This window comes from Streptomyces sp. NPDC045778, from assembly GCF_056431945.1.
This window is the reverse complement of record NZ_JBWKJZ010000061.1, coordinates 1-20310: the sequence shown is the minus strand read 5'-3', so window position 1 is coordinate 20310 and position 20310 is coordinate 1. Positions and strand designations below refer to the sequence as shown.

At 74.0% G+C, this 20310-nt stretch carries 19 protein-coding genes; 9 read left to right on the top strand and 10 right to left on the bottom strand.

The annotated features are described in order from the left end of the window. Positions 1 to 17 precede the first annotated feature (17 nt). The 3 genes from AC07GB_RS38970 (at position 18) to AC07GB_RS38960 (ending at position 3999) form a co-directional block, all read left to right on the top strand. The gene (locus AC07GB_RS38970) at positions 18 to 2141 is read left to right on the top strand and encodes a TerD family protein (protein WP_478854179.1); all 2124 of its coding nucleotides are present in this window, start codon (positions 18 to 20) and stop codon (positions 2139 to 2141) included. A 159-nt stretch (positions 2142 to 2300) separates the two neighbouring features. Continuing rightward, on the top strand, positions 2301 to 3311 hold the full coding sequence (locus AC07GB_RS38965; RefSeq protein ID WP_478854177.1) for an aspartate-semialdehyde dehydrogenase: 1011 nt from the start codon (positions 2301 to 2303) through the stop codon (positions 3309 to 3311). Positions 3312 to 3489: 178 nt separating this feature from the next. Continuing rightward, positions 3490 to 3999, top strand: a complete 510-nt coding sequence (locus AC07GB_RS38960) for a DUF1203 domain-containing protein (protein WP_478854175.1) — start codon at positions 3490 to 3492, stop codon at positions 3997 to 3999. 7 nt (positions 4000 to 4006) lie between these two features. Here AC07GB_RS38960 and AC07GB_RS38955 read toward each other — a convergent pair whose 3' ends face one another. Next, entirely contained in the window at positions 4007 to 4891 is an 885-nt protein-coding gene (locus AC07GB_RS38955) for a LysR family transcriptional regulator (RefSeq protein WP_478854173.1), read from the bottom strand. Between the two features lie 125 nt (positions 4892 to 5016). Here AC07GB_RS38955 and AC07GB_RS38950 point away from each other — a divergent pair, with 125 nt between their 5' ends. Then, positions 5017 to 6213, top strand: coding sequence for an MFS transporter (locus AC07GB_RS38950; protein WP_478854171.1), 1197 nt, complete (start codon positions 5017 to 5019; stop codon positions 6211 to 6213). Here the strand turns inward: AC07GB_RS38950 and AC07GB_RS38945 are convergent. Next, positions 6210 to 6656 carry an ATP-binding protein gene (locus tag AC07GB_RS38945; RefSeq protein ID WP_478854169.1) on the bottom strand — a complete coding sequence of 149 codons (447 nt, stop codon included), beginning with the start codon at positions 6654 to 6656 and terminating at the stop codon, positions 6210 to 6212. The genes AC07GB_RS38950 and AC07GB_RS38945 overlap by 4 nt on opposite strands. 236 nt (positions 6657 to 6892) lie before the next feature. Here AC07GB_RS38945 and AC07GB_RS38940 point away from each other — a divergent pair, with 236 nt between their 5' ends. Both AC07GB_RS38940 and AC07GB_RS38935 read left to right on the top strand, forming a co-directional pair. Continuing rightward, entirely contained in the window at positions 6893 to 7744 is an 852-nt protein-coding gene (locus AC07GB_RS38940; protein ID WP_478854167.1) for a helix-turn-helix domain-containing protein, read from the top strand. Between the two features lie 8 nt (positions 7745 to 7752). Beyond that, entirely contained in the window at positions 7753 to 7953 is a 201-nt protein-coding gene (locus AC07GB_RS38935; protein ID WP_478854165.1) for a DUF397 domain-containing protein, read from the top strand. Here the strand turns inward: AC07GB_RS38935 and AC07GB_RS38930 are convergent. From AC07GB_RS38930 to AC07GB_RS38910, 5 genes are all read right to left on the bottom strand, one after another. Next, entirely contained in the window at positions 7922 to 9196 is a 1275-nt protein-coding gene (locus AC07GB_RS38930; protein ID WP_478854163.1) for a flavin-dependent oxidoreductase, read from the bottom strand. The genes AC07GB_RS38935 and AC07GB_RS38930 overlap by 32 nt on opposite strands. Beyond that, entirely contained in the window at positions 9193 to 9975 is a 783-nt protein-coding gene (locus AC07GB_RS38925; protein WP_478854161.1) for an ABC transporter ATP-binding protein, read from the bottom strand. The genes AC07GB_RS38930 and AC07GB_RS38925 overlap by 4 nt, the downstream gene beginning before the upstream one ends. A 128-nt stretch (positions 9976 to 10103) precedes the next feature. Continuing rightward, complete coding sequence (locus AC07GB_RS38920) at positions 10104 to 10850, bottom strand: ABC transporter permease (protein WP_478854159.1); 747 nt, start codon at positions 10848 to 10850, stop codon at positions 10104 to 10106. An 8-nt stretch (positions 10851 to 10858) separates the two neighbouring features. Next, on the bottom strand, positions 10859 to 11677 hold the full coding sequence (locus AC07GB_RS38915; RefSeq protein WP_478854157.1) for an ABC transporter permease: 819 nt from the start codon (positions 11675 to 11677) through the stop codon (positions 10859 to 10861). 10 nt (positions 11678 to 11687) lie between these two features. Continuing rightward, positions 11688 to 12698 carry an ABC transporter substrate-binding protein gene (locus AC07GB_RS38910; RefSeq protein ID WP_478854155.1) on the bottom strand — a complete coding sequence of 337 codons (1011 nt, stop codon included), beginning with the start codon at positions 12696 to 12698 and terminating at the stop codon, positions 11688 to 11690. A 189-nt stretch (positions 12699 to 12887) separates the two neighbouring features. On the opposite strand from AC07GB_RS38910, the gene pepN reads away from it, so the two are divergent. Next, on the top strand, positions 12888 to 15455 hold the full coding sequence (gene pepN, locus AC07GB_RS38905; protein ID WP_478854153.1) for an aminopeptidase N: 2568 nt from the start codon (positions 12888 to 12890) through the stop codon (positions 15453 to 15455). A 222-nt stretch (positions 15456 to 15677) separates the two neighbouring features. On the opposite strand, the gene AC07GB_RS38900 is transcribed toward pepN, so the two are convergent. Further along, the gene (locus AC07GB_RS38900) at positions 15678 to 16571 is read right to left on the bottom strand and encodes a LysR family transcriptional regulator (protein WP_478854151.1); all 894 of its coding nucleotides are present in this window, start codon (positions 16569 to 16571) and stop codon (positions 15678 to 15680) included. A 205-nt stretch (positions 16572 to 16776) separates the two neighbouring features. Between AC07GB_RS38900 and AC07GB_RS38895 the strand changes: the two genes are divergently transcribed. Next, a complete protein-coding gene (locus AC07GB_RS38895; protein ID WP_478854149.1) occupies positions 16777 to 17391 on the top strand; it encodes a hypothetical protein in 615 nt (204 codons plus the stop codon). Here the strand turns inward: AC07GB_RS38895 and AC07GB_RS38890 are convergent. Continuing rightward, positions 17381 to 18313, bottom strand: coding sequence for a DMT family transporter (locus tag AC07GB_RS38890; RefSeq protein WP_478854193.1), 933 nt, complete (start codon positions 18311 to 18313; stop codon positions 17381 to 17383). The two genes, AC07GB_RS38895 and AC07GB_RS38890, sit on opposite strands and share 11 nt — an antisense overlap. A gap of 168 nt (positions 18314 to 18481) precedes the next feature. After that, on the bottom strand, positions 18482 to 19459 hold the full coding sequence (locus AC07GB_RS38885) for an EamA family transporter (protein ID WP_478854147.1): 978 nt from the start codon (positions 19457 to 19459) through the stop codon (positions 18482 to 18484). Positions 19460 to 19615: 156 nt separating this feature from the next. Here AC07GB_RS38885 and AC07GB_RS38880 point away from each other — a divergent pair, with 156 nt between their 5' ends. Beyond that, positions 19616 to 20176: a MarR family winged helix-turn-helix transcriptional regulator gene (locus AC07GB_RS38880; protein ID WP_478854145.1), complete on the top strand. Its 561-nt coding sequence runs from the start codon at positions 19616 to 19618 to the stop codon at positions 20174 to 20176. Positions 20177 to 20310: the final 134 nt, after the last annotated feature.

The window sequence follows — 20310 nt, the reverse complement described above, 5'->3', positions numbered from 1 at the left end:
CCTTCTTCACTGACACCATGAGCCCCATGACGCTCATCTCCAAGGGGGCCAACGTCCCTGTCCCGGTGGCTCCGTTGCGGGTCGCGGTCTGCCGCTCGCAGGTGCCCGGGGCGCCCGTCGTCGACGCCTCCGCGCTGCTGCTCGACGCGCGCGGCACGGTCCGCGGCGACGCCGACCTCGTCTTCTACAACCAGCCCGCGCACCCCTCCGGCGCGGTGCGGCACGCGGGCACGGCCGAGGGCGGCGGGCAGCTCGCCGAGTGGCTGGAGGTCGACCTGCCGCGCATCGAGCCGGACGTCCAGCGGGTGCTGATAGCCGGGTCCTGCGACGGCGGCACCTTCGGCGCGGTGCCCGGCCTGTACCTCCAGGCCCTGACCGGGGACGGCGGTGTCGTCGCGCACTACGCCGTCACCGACGCGACCACCGAGACGGCGTTCGTGCTCGGCGAGTTCTACCGGCGCGACGGGGGCTGGAAGTTCCGGGCGGTCGGGCAGGGTTACGCGTCCGGCCTCGCGGGCCTGGCGACGGACTTCGGCATCGCGGTGGAGCAGCAGGCCCCCGCCCCGGCGCCGCAGCCCGCCCCGGCACCCGTCGCGCCACCGGCTCCCGTCACGCCACCGGCACCCGCCGCACCGCCGGTGCCGCAGCAGCCGTACGGGCAGCAGCAGCCGTACGGGCAGCGGCAGCCCGGACCAGGGCCCGCCCCCGTCGCGGCCCCGGTCCTCGGCCCCGACTTCCACCCCTTCGCCCAGGAGGGCCACGGCAACGGCGTCGTCAGCGTCGACGTGCCGCTGCCGCCCGCGGGCGCGGTGCTCGTCGAGGCGTGGCAGCGCGGCGACGGCTACTTCGGCCTGACCACGCTCAACCGCCGCAACAAGGACGACGACTACCTCTTCAACAGCACCCTGGACGACTTCCGGGGCCGCGCGCTCGTCAAGGTCCCGCAGGGCCGTCCGCTGCGTCTGCGCGTGGAGGCCGACGGCGACTGGGGCGTACGGGTCCTGCCGCTGTCGGCGGCGCGCCCGCTCGGCCCCGGCGCGCTCCAGGGCTACGGCCCCGACGTGCTCGCCTACCTCGGCACGGCCGCCGACCTCGACGTGGACTTCGCGGGCGACGAGGACGGCGGGGGCTACATCGGCCTGAAGAGCTACGACGCCACCAGGCTCCGCGACCTCGACGACTACGACCTGCTCGTCAACGACACCGACCGGCTTCGCCAGACCGTGCCGCTCACCGACGGGCCGCTGCTGCTCGCCCTGGAGGCCGACGGCCCCTGGCAGCTCGGCGCGCGCCCGCTGCCGGTGCTCGACCAGGCCGCGGCCCAGGCGAGCGGCGCGTACAGCGGGCGCGGCCGCGCCACGGTCACGCTGGTCAACCCGGCCCCGGGCCGCCCGGCGCTCCTGGAGTACGCGATCGCGGACGAGGACTCGTTCCTCGGGTACGAGGCGAAGCTGCTCGACGAGTACGACGACGAGGAGCAGTTCCTCAGCGGGCAGAACAACGGCGAGCGCGGCCGGACCCTGATCTTCCGCGACGGCGCCGCGCAGGTGCGCCTCAAGCTGGACGGGGCGGGCGACTGGAGCCTGCGGCTGCTGCCCGTCGAGCAGGCGCCGCCCCTCACCGGACCCGCCGAGGGCGCCGGGAGCGCGGTGTTCCGCTACGCCGGGCCGCCCGCGCTGCTCGGCCTCACCCGCACCGGCTCCGGCGACGACCCCCTGAGCACCCGCACCGTCCAGGCCCACGGCCGCACGGTGATCTCCGCCGACACCTCGGGCCGCCGCCGTCCCGTCACGGGGCCGCTGTGGGTCTCCCCCGCGGGCTTCGCGTACGTCCTGGTCAGCGCGGGCGACCACACCGCGTGGCGGATCGACCCCGCCCCGCTCGCGAGCGCGCCCGCCTTCGGCAAGGGCGAGCGCGTGGAGGGGCAGGGCTACGGTGTCGTACGTCACACCGGCGCGGAGACCGAGATGATGCTCACGCACGAGGGCCGGGGCCTGATCGACCTCCTGGTGGTCTGGGAGCTGGACGAGCGGCTCGAACCGGTGCGGCGGATCAGCACCGCGGCGGGCCTCCAGCGGCTGCCCGGCGGCTACTTGCAGATCAGGACGAGCGGCCGCTGGGCCGTCGAGCACCGGGGCTGAGCGCGCCGCGGGGCCGGGGGCGGCGTCTCACCTGCTGGTCAGCGCCGCCCCGGCGCACGATTGAGACCTCAATGAATTGGACAGGCGCCCTGGGGTCCCGCGCATGATGGGACGGCTGAAAGCCAGCCGAGGCACGTGCCAGAACTTTAGGGAGTAGCCGTGAAGGTCGGAATCGTCGGAGCCACCGGTCAGGTCGGCACGGTCATGCGCAAGATCCTGATCGAGCGGAAGTTCCCGGTCGACGAGCTGCGCCTGTTCGCCTCGGCCCGCTCGGCCGGGACCGTCGTCGACGGCGTGACCGTCGAGGACGCCTCGACCGCCGACTACACCGGCCTGGACATCGTCCTGTTCTCGGCCGGCGGCGCCACCTCCAAGGCCCTCGCCGAGAAGGTCGCCGCGCAGGGCGCCGTCGTGATCGACAACTCCTCGGCCTGGCGCCGCGACCCCGAGGTGCCGCTGGTCGTCTCCGAGGTGAACCCGCACGCGATCGCCGACCGCCCCAAGGGCATCATCGCCAACCCGAACTGCACGACCATGGCCGCGATGCCCGTCCTCAAGCCGCTGCACCTGGAGGCCGGGCTCACCTCGCTGGTCGTCGCCACCTACCAGGCGGTCTCCGGCTCCGGGGTCGCGGGCGTGGAGGAGCTGTACGGGCAGATCGAGAAGGTCGGCGCCGACGCCCCGAAGCTCGCCCACGACGGCTCGGCCGTGGACTTCCCCGAGCCCGACAAGTACGTCGCCCCCATCGCGTACAACGTCCTGCCGATGGCGGGCTCCGTCGTCGACGACGGCCTGAACGAGACCGACGAGGAGCAGAAGCTCCGCCACGAGTCCCGCAAGATCCTGGAGATCCCCGGCCTCAAGGTCTCCGGCACGTGTGTGCGCGTGCCCGTCTTCACCGGCCACTCCCTCCAGGTCAACGCCCGCTTCGAGCGGCCGATCAGCCCCGAGCGGGCCATCGAGATCCTCTCCGGCGCGGAGGGCGTCGTCGTCACGGACGTCCCCACCCCGCTGGGTGCGGCGGGCCGCGACGAGTCCTTCGTCGGCCGCGTCCGCCGCGACGAGACCGTGGAGCACGGGCTCGCGTTCTTCATCTCCGACGACAACCTCCGCAAGGGCGCTGCGCTGAACGCTGTGCAGATCGCTGAGCTGGTCGCCCAGGAGTCCTGAACCGTCCCACCGGTTCACCCCCCGCGCTGACGCGCTCGTCCTCAATCGCCGGACGGGCTCGATGTGCCCGGCCTGGCGCCGTCGCCGTCCGCCCGTCTCCGAAAGGGGGCGGGCGGGGTGCGAGGACGGTGTCCGAAAAGCGCCAGCCTGGGGGGAGGGCGGGGCGGAGAGTGGGGGCATGAGCACCCTGTACGAACCTCAGCCCATTTCGCCGGAGGCGTTGGCGCAGCTGCGTTTGCGGGACGACGCGGGCCGCGCCTGCGTGCCGTACACCGACGAGGAGGGCGGCAGCCCCTTGCGCTGCTGCCTGCGCCCCGTCGCCCCGGGCGACCGCGTCGCCCTGGTCGCGTACGCCCCGCTCCGCCGCTGGGCGGCCCGGACCGGCGCCCGGCCGGGCGCCTACGACGAGCAGGGCCCCGTGTTCATCCACGCGGACCCGTGCGGAGGCCCGGCGGAAGCCGACCTCTACCCGTTCGCGCGCGCCGGAGCGCTGCGCGCCTTCCGCCGCTACGACGACCAGGGCCGCATCGTCGGCGGCCGTCTCCTGGAGCTTCCCGAGGACACGACGGCGGGCTACGACGAGGCCTTCGAGGAGGCCTTCGCCCACCCGGAGGTCACGCAGGTGCACGTCCGTGCCGTGGAGTACGGCTGCCTGCACTTCGTCGTGCACCGCCCCGAAGCCGCGTGAAGAGGTGTCACGCGGCGGCCGGCGCGGCGGTCGCCCCGGCGACCGCCCGTGCGAACGCCCGCACCCGCTCCGTCTCCCCGTCCCGGTGCCAGACCATGCCGAGCACCGAGTCCGGCACCCCGTCCACCGGTACGAAGACGACGTCCTCGCGGCCGTGGTACGCCGCCGTCGGCCGGCACAGGAGCATCGCGCCCTGCCCCGCCGCGACCAGGGTGAGGCCTTCCTGGAGGGTCCGGACGGCGGGCGCGGGCAGGTCCGACGGCGCGTGGGCCGCGCGCCAGTAGGCGGGGGCGGGAGGGCCCGCCGCGATGAGGGGCGTGCCGCGCAGCTCGGCGGCGGCGAGCCGCTCCCGCCCGGCGAAGGGATGGCGTACCGACACGGCGACGGTCTGCTGCTGCCGGGAGAAGAGCGGGCCGAGGACGAGGTCGGGCTCGGCCACCGGCAGGAGCACGATCGCCGCGTCCACCTCGCCCTGGCGCACCGCCCCGAACGGGTCCGCGAAGGGCACCTCCGCGATCTGGGTGACACAGCCCGGGTGCCGCCGCTGGAAGGTGGTGATGGCCTCCATGAGCCGGGCGTCCGCGGTGCCCTGGAAGCCGATCCGCAGCCGCCCCTCGACCCCGCGCGCGGCCCCCTTCGCCCGGTCGACGACGGCAGTCAACTCCGCGTAGGCGGGGCGCAGTTCCGCACGGAATCGCTCGCCGAGCGGGGTCAGCCGCACCCGGCGGCTAGTACGCTCCACGAGCCGGGCCCCGATCCGCTGCTCCAGCGCGGCGAGCAGCTGGCTGACCCGGCTCTGCGAGACGTACAGCCGTTCCCCCGCCCGCCCGAAGTGCAGCTCGTCGGCCAGTACGAGGAAGCACTCCAGTTCCCGTATCTCCACTCCGCCCACAGCCGGCAGCTCCCGCCCACGCTCGATCGATCCGGGATCGATTAGTCCCGCTCATTCAAGGATGAGATCTCCGGCGTTGTTCCCGGTCGCCGGGCGGGCGTTGGCTGGTGTCCATGAAATCCCCCATGGAAACCCTGACCCCGACCCCCCACCCGGAGACGCGGCGGCGGGCCCTTCCGCTGTCCGTCGTCGCCGTCGCCGCCGCCACCTTCTCCGTCGTGACGACGGAGATGCTGCCCGTCGGCCTGCTCACCTCGCTCTCCGCGGGACTCGGCGTCTCCGACGGCACGGCGGGCCTCACCGTCACGCTGCCCGGCGTGGTCGCGGCGCTCGCCGCGCTGCTCCTGCCGGTCGCGGTGCGCGGGGCGGACCGCCGGCTGGTCCTGTGCGGCCTGATGCTCCTCCTGGGCGCGGCGAACCTGCTCTCGGCGCTCGCGCCCTCCTTCGGGGTCCTGCTCGCCGCGCGGCTCGTGGTCGGGCTCTGCATCGGCGGTGTGTGGGCCGTCGCGGCCTCGCTCGCGGTGCGCCTGGTGCGGGCCGAGTCCGTCGGCAGGGCCACCGCCGTGATCTTCAGCGGCATAGCCGTGGCGTCGGTCGTCGGCGTGCCCGCGGGCACCTTCATCGGGGAGCTGGCGAGCTGGCGCTGGGCGTTCGGCGTGGTGGCCGCGCTCGGCCTCGGCGTGGCCGCGCTGCTCGCCGTGGTGCTGCCCGCGCTGCCGCCGAGCGAGCCGGTGCGCCTCGGCGTCTTCCCCGGCCTGCTGCGCCTGCCGCGCCTGCGCGTCGGCCTGGTCGCGGTGGCGCTCCTGGTCGTCGGCCACTTCACCGCGTACACGTACGTCCGTCCGGTCCTGGAGCGGGTGCCGGACGTGGGCGCGGGCCTGATCAGCGGTCTGCTCCTGTGCTACGGCGTGGCGGGCATCGCGGGGAACTTCCTGGGCGGCTCGTTCGCGGCGCGCGATCCGCGCCGCACCCTCCTGCTGATCTCCGCCGCCCTGGGGGCCGTGGTGCTGCTCCTGGTCCCCGCGGGCTCGTCCCTCGCGGTGTCCGTCGCCCTGCTCGTCGCCTGGGGCCTGGCCTACGGCGGTGTCTCCGTCTCCTCCCAGAACTGGGTGATGGCCGCCGCCCCCCAGGCCCGCGAGGCCGCGTCCGCGCTCTTCGCCGCGATCTTCAACGTGGCGATCGCCCTGGGCGCCCTGCTCGGCGGCCGGGTCGCCGACGGCCTGGGCGTGACGGACGTCCTGTGGCTGGGCGGTGGCCTCGCGGTGCTCGCCCTGGGGGTGGTGGTGACGGCGGGCAGGGCTGCGGGCCCGGACCGCGCCTAGGCGGCGACGCCCAGCTCGCACCAGACGTATTTGCCGGCGTCGCCCTCCTTCGGCAGCGGGTGCCAGCCCCAGGTGTCGGCGCAGCAGCGGATCAGGTCCAGGCCCCGGCCGTCCTCCACGTCGAGGGGGGCCGGGCGCGGGGCCGGGGCGGGCGGTGTGGGGTCGGCGTCCCAGGCGCCGATGCGCAGGACCCCGTCGGCCCACAGGAGGCGGAAGGAGACGGGGCCCTTGGTGTGCCGCACGGCGTTGGAGACCAGCTCCGTCGCCAGGAGTTCCGCCACGTCGACGACGCCGCCGACGCCGCCGAGGCCGTGCACGGTGAGGATCACGCGGAGCGTATGGCGACACACAGTGACCGCGCAGAGTTCGCGCGGGATCTGGAGGGTGTACTCCCAGGGCTCGGCGCCGGGAAAGGGTGTGGGTTTGCTGCCGCCCTCGGGCATATGTGAACTCCCTTGATGGTCTGAGGAGTTGGGCACACGGTGTGGACGCGGGGCGGCTGCGGGTCACCCCCGTCATGGGGTGAGGGGACGACCGGCCTCCGGAACTCCCGTTGTTTCACAGCGTGAGCGACTCATCACAGACGGTAGGCCTGAAAATTATGACCTCGCAAGCCGTTCACGTAATCTGACACCCGAACGGGGAAGCCCGCAGGGCGAGTTGGACCAAGGAGCCGATGATGGCGACGAGGCGGAACCCCACCGCGCGGCAGGTGCGCCTGGGGGTCGAGCTGCGCCGGATGCGCGACGCGGCCGGACTGAAGGCGACCGAGGCCGCGGCCCTCCTTGGAGCGAGTTCCGTCCAGATGAGCCAGATCGAGGCCGGGGTCGCGGGCGTGAGCGAGGAGCGGGTCCGCCGCCTCGCGGCCCATTACGCCTGCACGGACGAGGCGTTGGTCGACGCCTTAGTGGCGATGGCCACCGACCGGACCCGCGGCTGGTGGCAGGAGTACCGGGGCGTGCTGCCGCAGGCGTTCCTCGACCTCGCCGAGCTGGAGCACCACGCCGCGTTCCTGCGGGAGGCGGTCATCACGCATGTGCCGGGGCTGTTCCAGACCCCGGACTACGCCCGCGCGGTCTACTCGTACGTGAACCCCTGGCTGCCGACGCGTGAGCTGGAGCCCCGGGTGGAGCACCGCATGCGGCGCCGCGCCGTCATCGAGGGCGACGACCCCACGCCGTACGAGGCGATCGTCCACGAATTCGCCCTGCGGATCCGCGTGTCCGACCGTCAGGTTGCCCGTACTCAGCTCCGGCAGGTCCTCGACCTGAGCGAACAGGACCGCATCCAGGTGCGCGTCATCCCCGTCGACCAGGACGGCTTCGCCGGTGCCGGATCCTCGATGTTGTACCTCGGCGGTCCCGTACGCAGGCTGGACACCGGACTTCGGGACGCGCCCGTCAACAAGGGACCCATCGACGCCGAGGCCCAGCTGCGACAACTCCGGGCCCTGCTCCGTAAGGTGGAGAAGGCGGCACTCGACCCCGCGCGGTCGCGCGACTTGATCCAGCGTGTGGCGAAGGAACTGTGAGGCACCCGATGGCCCAGGCAACGCACTGGCAGAAGTCCAGCTTCTCCGACGGCAGCGACGGCGACCACTGCGTCGAGGTCGCCGCCGCGCACGGCGCCGTCCACCTGCGCGAGAGCGACGCCCCGGGCACCGTCCTCACCACCACCCCCGCCGCGCTCGCCCGGCTCCTGCGCCGGCTCAGGGAAGCCCCCACGACCCCCTGCTGTTGAGTTCCGCCACGTCCGTGCCCGTCGTCCAGCGGTACGCGGCCTCCAGTTCGCCCAGCTCCGCCGGTGTCAGGACGTCCTCCACCCGCTCGAAGCCGTCGGGGGCGCGCTCGGCGACCGCCGCGAGGAAGCGGTCGGCGGGCATCTCGCGGTTGGCGAGGACCAGGGCGGCCGTGGCCTCGCGGCGGATCTCCTCGTACGCCCGCATCCCCGCGGCGCGGTCGGGGTCCGTCAGGGCCAGGCAGCGGGCGAGCACACGGGCGTCGAGGACGGCCTGGGAGCCGCCGTTGGAGCCGACGGGGTACATGGGGTGCGCGGCGTCCCCGAGGAGCGTGACGGGCCCCTTGCCCCACCACGGCAGCGGCTCCCGGTCGACCATGGGGTACTCCAGGATGCGGCGGGTCGCGGCGAAGAGGGCGGGCACGTCCAGGTCGCCGATGCGCCAGCCCGCGTAGTGCGGCAGGACGTCGGAGAGGCGACCGCCCCGGTTCCAGTCGGCGGAGCCCGGGCCGGCGCCCGGCTCCGGCGGGAAGCGGACCTCCGCCACCCAGTTGAGCAGGGCCCGGCCGCGCAGCTCGGCCTCCCGCGAGATGGGGTAGACCACGAGCTTCGCCTGCGCGTTGCTGCCCGCGACGGCGACCGTGCGGCCGCCGAGGACGGGGTGCCACTCCGTGACGCCGCGCCACATCCGGATGCCGCTCCAGCGCGGCGGGCCCTCGCCGGGGTGCAGCCGGGAGCGCACCGCCGAGTACAGGCCGTCGGCACCGACGAGGGCGCGCACCCGCACCGCGTGCTCACGGCCCCGCGCCACGTCCCGCAGCACGACCCGCAGCGCGTTCCCGTCCTCCATGAAGCGGACGAACGCCGTGCCGGTGACCACGGCCCGCTCGCCGAGCCGCTGCCGCACCGCGTCGAGCAGGAGCATCTGGAGGGTGCCCCGGTGCAGGGAGTACTGCGGCCAGTGGTAGCCGAGCGCGAGCCCGCGCGGCTCGCCCCAGATGCGGTTGCCGTGCCGGTCGTAGTGGACCATCTCGGCCGTCTGCACGCCGGTGGCGGCGAGCACGTCACCGAGGCCCAGCTCGGTCAGCTCCCGTACGGCGTGCGGCAGGAGGTTGATGCCGACGCCGACGGGCCGCAGCACGTCGACCGGTTCGACGACGCGCACGCCGACACCCACCGCGTGCAGGCTCAGCGCGGTGGTGAGGCCGCCGATGCCCGCGCCCGCGATCAGTACGTCCACGGTCATGGCCGTCGCACCGCCCGTCCGACCTCGGCCCTGAGCCTCACGAACTCGGGAAGGCCGCGCGTGGCGATCTGGTCGCGCGGCGCCGGAAGATCCACCCGCAGCTCGCTGTGGACGCGGCCCGGGGCCCCGGTGAGCACGACGACGCGGTCGCCGACGTACACGCTCTCGTCGATGTCGTGGGTGACCAGCAGGATGGTCATGCGCCCCGGCGCCGCCGCGCCGCCGTCCCGGGCCTGTCCGCCCCGCACGGTCAGGAGCAGGTCCTCCAGGTCCTCGCGGGTCTGCGCGTCCACCGAGCCGAACGGCTCGTCCATGAGCAGCAGCGCGGGCCGGTAGGCGAGGGCCCGGGCGATGGCCACGCGCTGCTGCATGCCGCCGGAGAGCTGCCAGGGGTACTTGGCCGCGGTGTCCGCGAGGCCGACCTGGGCGAGCGCGTCCCGGGCGCGGGCGCGGCGCCCCGCGCGGTCGAGGCCGCGGCGGCGCAGCGGGAGCGCCACGTTGTCGCGGACGCTCAGCCAGGGGAAGAGCGAGCGCGTGTAGTCCTGGAAGACGACCGCCAGGTCGTCCGGTACGGCGCCCTCGACGGTCCGGCCCCCGACCGTGATCCGGCCCGCGCTCGGCCGCTGGAGGCCCGCGACGCACCTCAGCAGCGTGGACTTGCCGCACCCCGACGGGCCGACGATGCTGACCAGTTCGCCCCGGTCCACGAAGAGTTCGACGTCCTCGACCGCCTGATGTCCGTCGTCGTAGCGATGGCTGAGCCCCGTGATGTCCAACATCCCCTGCTCCCCCTGTGCCCCGATCCCAACTGCCGCGTGGTCTATGTGAATTGAGTGCTCAGGTGCTTCGGCCGTTCCCTCCGTGCCGGGTGAACCGGTTGCGCGGAAACGGCGGGCGCCCCCACGCCCTAGGTGTTCCCGCGCCCGGCGGCCCGGTGCCAGGCGAGTGCCCTCCGCTCGAGAAGCAGGAAGAGTCCGTTGAGTACGCAGCCGACGGCTCCGAGCTGGAGGATCACCGCCCACATCCGGTCGGGGCGGAACTCCCGCTCGGCCGTGTTGAGCCGGGCGCCGACCCCGTCACCCGAGCCCATCAGCTCGGCGATGACCACGAGGATCAGCGCGAAGCCGAGCGCGACGCGCAGCCCCGCGAAGACCTTCGGCGCGGCGGCGGGCAGCACCACGTACCGCAGCCGCGCGGCCCGGCCCAGACCGAAGACGCGGGCCGAGTCCAGCTGCACCGGCTCGACGGAGCGCACGCCGTCGACGGTGTTGAGGAGCACCGGCCACACCACGCCGCACACGATGGTCGCGAGCCGCATGGACGCGCCGAGCCCGAAGACGACCATGAAGAACGGGATGAGCGTGGGCGGCGGCACGGCCCGGGCGAACTGGAGCACGGGGTCACACACGTGCCGCGCCACCCGCGAGAGCCCGATCCCCACCCCGACGGCCACCCCCACGGCCCCCGCGATCGCCCACCCCAGCAGCAACTGCCCGAGGCTCCGCCCGAGCGCGTCGAGGCCCGGATCGTCCACCATCACGCGCACGATCCGGCCGGGCGGCGGGAAGTAGAGGTCCTCGGCCCGCCGGGCGGCCACTTCCCAGGCGAGCACCAGCAGAGCGAGCAGCCAGCCGCGCAGCAGGAGAAAGCGCACAGCGGCCATCATTCGGCCCGCCCGGCGTGGGGAAAAGCTCCCCGCCCCACAGCCACGAGCACCCCGTTCGCCGCCGCCCCCAGGGCCCCGGCCCACACCGCCCCCGCCACCATCAGGTCGGGCCGCCCGCCCCCGGACTGCGTCTGGAGCAGATACACCCCGAGCCCCGAGTCGCCCCCGGCCCGCAGCTCCGTGCTGACGGCCACGATCAGGCCCACGGAGGCGGCGATCCGCACCCCGGTGAGCACGAACGGGCCCGCGCTCGGCAGGGACACCCGCCAGAGGACGGACAGCGGCCCGAAGCCGAAGGACCGCAGGGTCTCCTTGGCGACGGGGTCGACGTCGCGCAGCCCGTACAGGGTGTTGAGGAGGATGGGCCACAGCGCGGCGTAGCACACGAGGGACCGCTCGACCCGCGCCGGTTCGGCGAACACGAGGATCGCGAGCGGGATGAGCGCGACGGACGGCACCGGCCTGGCCAGCTCGACGACGGCGAGGCTCGCGGCGCCGAGGCCGGGCAGCGAGCCGAGGAGCAGCCCCGCGGGCACGGCGACGGCGACGGCGAGCGCGAGCCCGCCGAGCCAGGCGGTGACGGTGGTGCCCAGGTGGCCGAGGAAGCCGTCGTCGACGGCCATCTCGGCGGCGCGGGCGAGCACGGAGGTGGCGGGCGGCAGTTGCCCGGCCCCGAAGACGCCGGTCCTGGCCAGGACCTCCAGGGCGAGCACGGCCCCGCCCGCGCCGAGCGCGCCGAGCAGGGCCCGCCCCCACCACCGGGAGACGAGCGCCCCCGGCCCTGTCCCCGTGGCGAAGCGCGCCGCGCCCTTCACCGCGTCGCCCTCACGGCCCCGTGCGCACGAGGAGCGGCTCGACGTCGAGCGTCCGCCGCAGATAGCCGAACTCCCGCATCAGCCCCACCACCCGGCGCAGGCGCGCCGGGTCCAGGGCCACGGGATAGCCGCCGAGGTGGAGCTGGGCCGCCTGGTCGGGGGTGATCCGGGTGTAGCCGGGGAGCGTGCGGACGACCGTCGCGCGGTTGGCGGCCTGCTTCTGGGCGCGGGCCATGGCCCGCTGGAAGGCCTCGACGGTCCTGGGGTGCCGCGCGGCGAACCGCGCCGTGGTGGCGTACCCCGCGATGGGGAAGCCCGCGGTCGGCGGCCTGCCGAGGTCGGCGACGACGCGGCCGGTGCCGGACTCCTCGATCGCGCTGACGAACGGCTCCGCGGCCTGCACCGCGTCGACGCTGCCGGACTTCAGGGCGGTCTCCATGTTCGGCATGCCGATCTCGGCGAAGTCCTCGTCCTCGTCGAAGGTGACGCCCTCGGCCTTGGCCGCCTTCCGGACGAGCAGGGAGCTGATGTTCCGCTTGGTGTTGACGCCGATCTTCTTGCCTTCGAGGTCCTTCAGGCTCTTGACCGGCGAATCCTTGCGTACGAGCACGGCGTGCGTCTTGGGCGCGAGGGCGAAGGCGTCGGCGACGATCCGCACGTCCAGGGCATTGTTGGCGTGCGCGAGGAAGTACGAGACGTAGTTGCCGAAGGAGATGTCGAGGGCGCCCGCGCGCAGCCTGCCGACCGACTCGGCGCCGCCCTGGAGCGTCGTCGTGCGCACGGTGAGGCCCTCCGCCTTGAAGAAGCCCTTGCTCATCGCCAGCTGGAGCGGGGCGGTGTCCGCCACGGCCATCGTGCCGACGGTGATCGTGGCCTTCTCCAGGCCCGTGCCGTCCGCCGCGCCGCCCCCGTCGCCGCCGCCCGACGCGCCGCAGCCCGCCACGGCGAGCAGCAGGGCCAGGGCCGCCGCGGGGGCGAGCAGGGGCGTCCCGCGTAACCGGCCCCGTGCTCCCCGTGCCATATACACCCGCTTCCGCCCGTGTCCGCCACCGCTGGGGCCCGCCGAGGCCCGCGGGGCCTGAGCCGACGCGCGGATGCTAACCGCAGGGCGGGCCGAGAACAATGGGCCGGGGCACCCCGCGACGCCGCATGGAAGGATGGCCGGAAACATCACGGAAACGTCGCATAGTCGCACCGAGGAGATGACCGCGTGCCCGGCACCAATCTGACCCGCGAAGAGGCGCAGCAGCGGGCGAAGCTGCTCACCGTTGACTCGTACGAGATCGATCTCGACCTCTCCGGAGCGCAGGAGGGCGGCACCTACCGGTCGGTGACCACCGTGCGCTTCGACAGCGCCGAGGCGAACGCCGAGACGTTCATCGACCTGATCGCCCCCGCCGTCCACGAGGTGGAGCTGAACGGCCACGCCCTGGAGGTCGGCGCGGTCTTCCGCGACTCGCGCATCGCCCTGCGGCACCTGCGCGAGGGGCGCAACGAGCTGCGGGTCGTCGCCGACTGCGAGTACACCAACACCGGCGAGGGCCTGCACCGCTTCGTCGACCCGGTGGACCAGCAGGCGTACCTGTACACGCAGTTCGAGGTGCCGGACGCGCGCCGCGTGTTCGCCTCCTTCGAGCAGCCGGACCTGAAGGCCACGTTCCAGTTCACCGTGAAGGCGCCGAGCGGCTGGACGGTGATCTCCAACTCGCCGACGCCCGAGCCCAAGGACGACCTCTGGTCCTTCGAGCCGACGCCGCGCATCTCCACGTACATCACGGCCCTGATCGTCGGCCCGTACCACGCGGTGCACTCCTCGTACGAGAAGGACGGGCAGAGCGTGCCGCTCGGCATCTACTGCCGCCCGTCGCTCGCCGAGTTCCTCGACGCGGACGCGATCTTCGAGGTGACGCGGCAGGGCTTCGACTGGTTCCAGGAGAAGTTCGACTACGCGTACCCCTTCAAGAAGTACGACCAGCTCTTCGTGCCGGAGTTCAACGCGGGCGCGATGGAGAACGCGGGCGCGGTGACGATCCGCGACCAGTACGTCTTCCGCTCCAAGGTGACGGACGCCGCGTACGAGGTGCGCGCCGAGACCATCCTGCACGAGCTGGCCCACATGTGGTTCGGCGACCTCGTGACCATGGAGTGGTGGAACGACCTGTGGCTGAACGAGTCGTTCGCCACCTACACCTCCATCGCCTGCCAGGCGTACGCGCCGGGCTCGCGCTGGCCGCACTCGTGGACGACGTTCGCGAACTCCATGAAGACCTGGGCGTACCGGCAGGACCAGCTGCCGTCCACGCACCCGATCATGGCGGACATCCGCGACCTGGACGACGTGCTCGTCAACTTCGACGGGATCACCTACGCGAAGGGGGCCTCGGTCCTCAAGCAGCTGGTGGCCTACGTCGGCATGGACGAGTTCTTCCAGGGCGTGCAGGCGTACTTCAAGCGCCACGCCTTCGGCAACACCCGTCTCAGCGACCTGCTCGGCGCCCTGGAGGAGACCAGCGGCCGCGACCTGAAGACCTGGTCGCGGAAATGGCTCGAGACCGCGGGCATCAACGTCCTGCGCCCGGTCGTGGACGTCGACTCCGCGGGGGTCATCACGTCCTTCGCCGTCAAGCAGGAGGCCCCCGCCCTCCCGGCGGGCGCCACGGGTGAGCCCACCCTGCGTCCGCACCGCATCGCGATCGGCCTGTACGACCTCGACGCCGGCTCGGGCAAGCTGGTGCGCACCGACCGCGTGGAGCTGGACGTGGACGGCGAGCTGACGGCCGTGGAGGCCCTGGTCGGCCGGGCCCGCCCGGCGGTCGTCCTGCTCAACGACGACGACCTGTCCTACGCCAAGGTCCGCCTGGACAGCGAGTCCCTCGCCTTCGTCACCGAGCACCTCGGCGACTTCGAGGCCTCGCTGCCGCGTGCCCTGTGCTGGGCGTCCGCCTGGGACATGACGCGCGACGCGGAGCTGCCCACGCGCGACTACCTGGCGCTCGTCCTCTCCGGCATCGCCAAGGAGTCCGACATCGGCGTGGTGCAGTCGCTGCACCGCCAGGTGAAGCTCGCCCTCGACCTGTACGCCGACCCGGCCGGGCGCGACGCGCTGCTCGCGCGGTGGACGGAGGCGACCCTGGAACACCTGCGCGCGGCCGAGCCGGGCAGCGACCACCAGCTGGCCTGGGCGCGGGCGTTCGCGGCCACCGCCCGCTCGGAGTCCGACCTCGCGCTGCTCGAAGGTCTCCTCGACGGCTCCGAGAGCATCGAGGGCCTGGCCGTGGACACGGAGCTGCGCTGGGCGTTCGTGGGGCGGCTCGCGGCCATGGGCCGCCTCGACGAGGCGGGCATCGACGCCGAGTTCGAGCGGGACAGGACCGCCGCGGGCGAGCGGCACGCCGCCGCCGCGCGGGCCGCGCGGCCGACCGCCGAGGCCAAGGCCGCCGCGTGGGCGTCCGTCGTCGAGTCCGACGCGCTGCCCAACGCCGTGCAGGAGGCCGTGATCTCCGGCTTCGTGCAGACCGAGCAGCGGGAGCTGCTCGCGCCCTACGCGGAGAAGTACTTCGGCGCCGTCAAGGCGGTGTGGGAGTCCCGGTCGCACGAGATGGCGCAGCAGGTCGCCGTGGGGCTCTACCCGTCGGTCCAGGTGTCCGCGGCGACCCTCGACGCCACCGACGCGTGGCTCGCCTCGGCCGAGCCGACGGCGGCCCTCCGCCGCCTGATCACGGAGTCCCGTGCGGGCGTGGAACGAGCCCTGCGGGCACAGGCAGCCGACAAGGCCTGACCCCGCTGCCGCGGGGGTCTTCTCCCCGCCCGCCCACCCGCAGCACCCCGGCTTCGCCGGCCCGGCCCCGACGCGGGGCGCTGCGGGTGGGTGGTCCTCCTCCCCCCGCTGTGGGCAATCGTCCCGCAGGGCGAGTGGGGCAGCCCCTGCTCGAGCGAAGCCGAGAGCTTGGGGAAGGGGGGGCACAGCGCCCAGGTGCCGCCCGGCCGTCGGCGCAGGGGCTCAGGCGGGGGCCGCCGCGCGGAGGGCCGCCAGGACGTGGGCCACGGCGGGGGCCGCGCCGCGGCGGGTCGCGGCGACGACGTGGCGGTGGGGCCGCTCCGCCCCGAGCCCCCGCGTCACCACGCCCTCGTGCCCCGCGGCCCCCGCCATCCTCGGCACCAGGGCAACCCCCATCCCCGCCTCCACCATCGCCAGGATCGCCGCCCACCCGGCGGCACTGTGCGCCTGCTCCGGCACGAACCCCGCCGCCTCGCACGCGGACCGCGTGATGTCCGACCAGGGCCCGGACCCCCCGAAGATCCATGGTTCGTCGGCGAGGTCGGCGAGCCGCAGCCCCCGCTTGCGGGCGAGCGGATGCCCGCCGGGCAGGGCGACGTCCAGCGGATCCGCGAAGAGCGTGACCCCCGTGAAGCGGGGGTCACGCCGCGCCGGTGCCTGCGCGGCCAGCGACAGGGCCAGGTCCACCTCGCCCGCCGCGAGCAGCTCGTACGCCTGCGCCGCCTCGGCCTCCCGCACCCGTACGGACACCCCGGGCCTGGCCTCCCGCAGGGCCCGCACGGCGGGCACCACGAGCGCGGGCACCGCCGTGGAGAACGCCCCGACCCGCACCTCTCCCCCGTCCCCCCGGGCGTAGGCCGCCAACTCCGCGTCGGCCCGCTCCAGTTGGGCGAAGACCGCCTCCGCGTGCCGCAGGACGAGGTGCGCCGCGTCGGTGAGCCGCACCCGCCGCCCCCGCGCTTCGAGGAGGGGGACGTCCAGCTGCCTGGCGAGGTTGGACAGCTGCTGGGACACGGCGGACGGCGTCATGCTGAGCGCCCCGGCGGCCGCCGTCACCGTGCCGTGGTCCCGCAGCGCGCGCAGGATCCGCAGCTTCTTGATGTCCCACTCACTCATGCCGCCAACGTACCGGCGGCCCCTCCCGGCCCCGCCCGCCTCCCCCGTACGGCGGAGGCGCTCCACCCGAGGGCCGATGCCACTGGCCCGGCCGCCCGGAAGGATCGGAGCACACCGGCCGGGCGTGCCCCGTCCCGCCGGTGGGGCGCGCCCGCTCGGTCAGCCGGGCGCGTCCTTCCGTACCGAACCGCAGGGAGCCGCAGCCGTGTTCAAGACCGCCCTCCGCGCCACCGCCCTGGCCGTCCTCGTCGTCGCCGTGACCGTGCCCGTGGCCCTCGCCGAACCGTCGGGCCCCGGGCCGTGGGACGACGCGTCCGCCAAGCCCCGGACCTCGATATCCGCGCTCAAGGGCGAGGGCCGCATGGACTACCCGGTCAAGGACGAGGCCGTCCGGATCAGCATCGACGCCAAGGCCTACCGCCCCACGGACCGGCCGCTCCCGGCGAGCCGCGGCTGGGGCACGTTCCGCATCCAGCACAGCTACCCCGCGCGCGACGGCGAGCCCGCCCGCACTCTGTGGGGCGACTTCAAGGTCGACTGCCTGACCACCGGCGGCCCGACCGCCACGGTCACCGGCGTCCTCGTGCGCACCAGCCCCGGCCACCCCTGGCGGGCGGCGCTCGACCGGCACACCCGCATGGGCGTCAGCTTCTACGTCCCCGGCGGCGAAGGGAGCGACACCGCGCGGGACACCGCCCGCGTCGGCCTGAGCGGCGCCACCGCCAAGGGCGCGCCGAAGCTCACCCGGTGCATGGCTCCGGCCGCCGACGCCGAGGTCGTCGAGGGCGGGTACGCCCTGAAGGACGGGGTCAGGAGCTGACCCCCCGCCCCTTACCGCTCCCGCGCCCGGGTCCGCGGCCCGCCGTCGAACCGAGCACCACCCCGCCGAGGATCAGGCCCATACACGCCGCCCTCGGCCAGCTCATGCCCTCGCCGAGCAGGGCGAAGGACAGCAGCGCCACGCACACGGGCTGGAGGTAGTAGACGACCCCGGCGCGGGCCGCGCCGATCAGGGCGATGGCCTTGTTCCAGGCGAAGAAGGCCACGGCCGACGAGACCACGCCGACGTAGAGCAGCGGCGTCACCGTGCCCGGCGTCGGGGTGAAGCCGCCCTGGACCGTGAGGCTGACGGCGTACGCGGGCAGCAGCATCAGCGCGCCGAGCACGAACGTCGCGAAGAGGAAGGGCAGCCCGCCCAGCTCCGGCGGCCTGCGCCGCAGCAGCGCGCTGTAGGAGCCGAAGGCGAGCGCGCCCCCGATCACCCACAGGTCGCCCGGGGCGAGGTCGAGGGCCAGGGAACCCTTGCTGACCAGGAGCAGCACCCCGGCGCAGGCGATCAGCATGCCGGTGGTGCGGCGGGCGCCGAGCCGGGCCCCGCCGAGGCGTTCGTAGCCGGCCATCAGGACCGGCGACGCGGCCATGATCATGCCCATGTTGCCCGCGGTGGTGGTCACGCCCGCCTGGTTCACCAGGGTGTTGTAGAGGGTGACGCCGAGAAAGGAGGCCGCGAGGAGGTAGCCGAAGTGACGGCGCAGGACGGCCCGCACGCGCCAGGTCCCGCGCAGCGCGAAGGGCGCGACCGCCGCGATGGCGATCAGCCAGCGCCAGAAGGCGTGCTGGACGGGCGGCACGCTGTCGGCGAGGGCGCGGGACGTGACGAAACTGCCCGACCAGACCACGGTCGCGAGCAGCGCGAGGCCGAGCCCGGCGCCCAGGCCCCCGGCGACGGCCGAACAGGCCAAACGGGCCGAACAGGCCGAACAGGCCGACCGGTCAGCCCGGTCGGCCCGCACACCTCCTGCGGCCTTCTCACCCTTGGTGTCCTCGGTGGTCCTGTCCAGGGCGGTCGCCACTGGTATCCCTCGCCTCTCCCCCCGGTCCCGGGGCGGTGGGTGCGGTCGCTTGCCGGACTACCGTCGCACCGGCGAACCGCTCAGGTCCATCGAATCTTTCCGACCGTTCTTTGAAGCTGTGCTGAACGATCCGGCGGCGACGGGCGCCCCCGCGACCGTCCGCGCCCCCGGCTGCTCCGCCTTCTCCCGCGGCTTGAGCTGGCCGAACAGCGTCGCCCCGAACGCGAGCGCCATGCCCGCCAGCTGCACCGCCGTCAGCGACTGGCCGAGCGCCGCCCAGCCGATGACCGCCGCCGTCACCGGCGAGAGCGGTCCGAGCAGGCTGATCTGCGTCGCGCTGAGGCGGCCGAAGCCGCGGAACCACAGCCAGTAGGCGACGGCCGTACCGGCGATGGACAGATACACGTAGCCCGCGATGTTCCGGCCGTCGAGCGCGGGCGGCGCGCCCTCGACGAAGAAGGCGACGGGTGCGATGAGCAGGCCGCCCATGGTCAGCTGCCAGCTGGTCAGGGCCAGCGGACCCACGCCTTCGGGCCGGCCCCAGCGCTTGGTGAGCACGGTGCCCGTGGACATCGACGCCGTGGACGCCACGGCCGCGAGCAGCCCGATCGCGTCCAGGCTCCCGGTGGCCTTGAGGACGACGAGGCTGACGCCGAACGCGGCCGCGATCCCGGTGAGCAGCGTGCGGGCGGTCGGCCGTTCGCTCAGGACCAGCGCCGAGAGCCCGGCGACGAACAGCGGTCCGACGGAGCCGACGACGGCGGCCATGCCGCCGGGCAGGCGGTAGGCGGACAGGAACAGCAGGGGGAAGAAGGCCCCGATGTTCAGCGCCCCGAGGACCGCGGCCTTGCCCCACCACACCCCCTTCGGCAGCCGTCTGGCCAGGAGCAGCAGGAGCAGCCCCGCGGGCAGCGCCCGCATCATGGCCGTGAACAGGGGCCGGTCCGCCGGCAGGAACTCCGTGGTGACGGCGTAGGTGGAGCCCCAGGTGATGGGGGCGTAGGCGGTGAGCAGGATGGTCGCGGCGCGGTTCATGGCACACCTCTCTCGGCGGCCCGTCAGGCCGGAGTGGAAGCTTGATGGTGATTAGCTTAGTCGCAAGCTACTTACCGTCAACCCACTTAGCGAGAATTCACTTAGGCCGAATCTGCTTACTTGCAAGCTTCTGGAGTGGGGGCCGATACTTCCCCCATGCACTCCCCGGACACTCCCCACGCCGCCGACGCCACTGCCACCGCCTCCCCCGACGTCGTCACCGCCGACGCCGTCGACGCGATCATCGAGCAGTGGGCATCGGTCAGGCCCGAACTGGAGACGACCCCCATGGAGATCTACGGCCGCGTCTACCGCGTGGCGCACGCGGTGGCCGACCGCGTCGAGAAGGCCTACCGCGAAGTCGGCACCACCCGGGGCGAGTTCGACGTCATCGCCACGCTGCGCCGACACGGCGAGCCGTACACGCTCTCGCCCCGTCAGCTCTCCGCCACGCTGATGCTGACGACCGGTGGCATGACGGGGCGCCTCGACAAACTGGAGCGGGCGGGTCTGCTGCGCCGCTCGCCGGACCCGAACGACCGGCGCGGACTCCAGGTCACGCTGACCGACGCGGGGCGCGACCTCGTCGACCGGGCCGTCGTGGCCGGCCTGGAGGCGCAGCGCGCGGCGCTCGGCGCCTCCGGACTCGACGAGAAGGAGACCGCGCAGCTCGCCGCCCTGCTCAGGAAGCTGCTCGCGGGCGCGGCTCCGGCCTGAGACTTCGGCCCGAACACGCACGAGGGCGCCCCCCGGGGGGGGGGGGGGGGGGGGGGGGGGGCGGGGGGGGGGGGGGGGGGGGGGGGGGCGAGGTACTAGGTGCAACAGGCGAAGGAGGGGGGGGGAGGGCGGTC

Coding starts and splice junctions, on each gene's coding strand:
- AC07GB_RS38970 (WP_478854179.1), top strand. CDS start 18: ATGAGCCCCATGACGCTCATCTCCAAGGGGGCCAACGTCCCTGTCCCG.
- AC07GB_RS38960 (WP_478854175.1), top strand. CDS start 3,490: ATGAGCACCCTGTACGAACCTCAGCCCATTTCGCCGGAGGCGTTGGCG.
- AC07GB_RS38950 (WP_478854171.1), top strand. CDS start 5,017: ATGGAAACCCTGACCCCGACCCCCCACCCGGAGACGCGGCGGCGGGCC.
- AC07GB_RS38945 (WP_478854169.1), bottom strand. CDS start 6,656: ATGCCCGAGGGCGGCAGCAAACCCACACCCTTTCCCGGCGCCGAGCCC.
- AC07GB_RS38940 (WP_478854167.1), top strand. CDS start 6,893: ATGGCGACGAGGCGGAACCCCACCGCGCGGCAGGTGCGCCTGGGGGTC.
- AC07GB_RS38935 (WP_478854165.1), top strand. CDS start 7,753: ATGGCCCAGGCAACGCACTGGCAGAAGTCCAGCTTCTCCGACGGCAGC.
- AC07GB_RS38930 (WP_478854163.1), bottom strand. CDS start 9,196: ATGACCGTGGACGTACTGATCGCGGGCGCGGGCATCGGCGGCCTCACC.
- AC07GB_RS38925 (WP_478854161.1), bottom strand. CDS start 9,975: ATGTTGGACATCACGGGGCTCAGCCATCGCTACGACGACGGACATCAG.
- AC07GB_RS38910 (WP_478854155.1), bottom strand. CDS start 12,698: ATGGCACGGGGAGCACGGGGCCGGTTACGCGGGACGCCCCTGCTCGCC.
- AC07GB_RS38900 (WP_478854151.1), bottom strand. CDS start 16,571: ATGAGTGAGTGGGACATCAAGAAGCTGCGGATCCTGCGCGCGCTGCGG.
- AC07GB_RS38885 (WP_478854147.1), bottom strand. CDS start 19,459: ATGAACCGCGCCGCGACCATCCTGCTCACCGCCTACGCCCCCATCACC.
- AC07GB_RS38880 (WP_478854145.1), top strand. CDS start 19,616: ATGCACTCCCCGGACACTCCCCACGCCGCCGACGCCACTGCCACCGCC.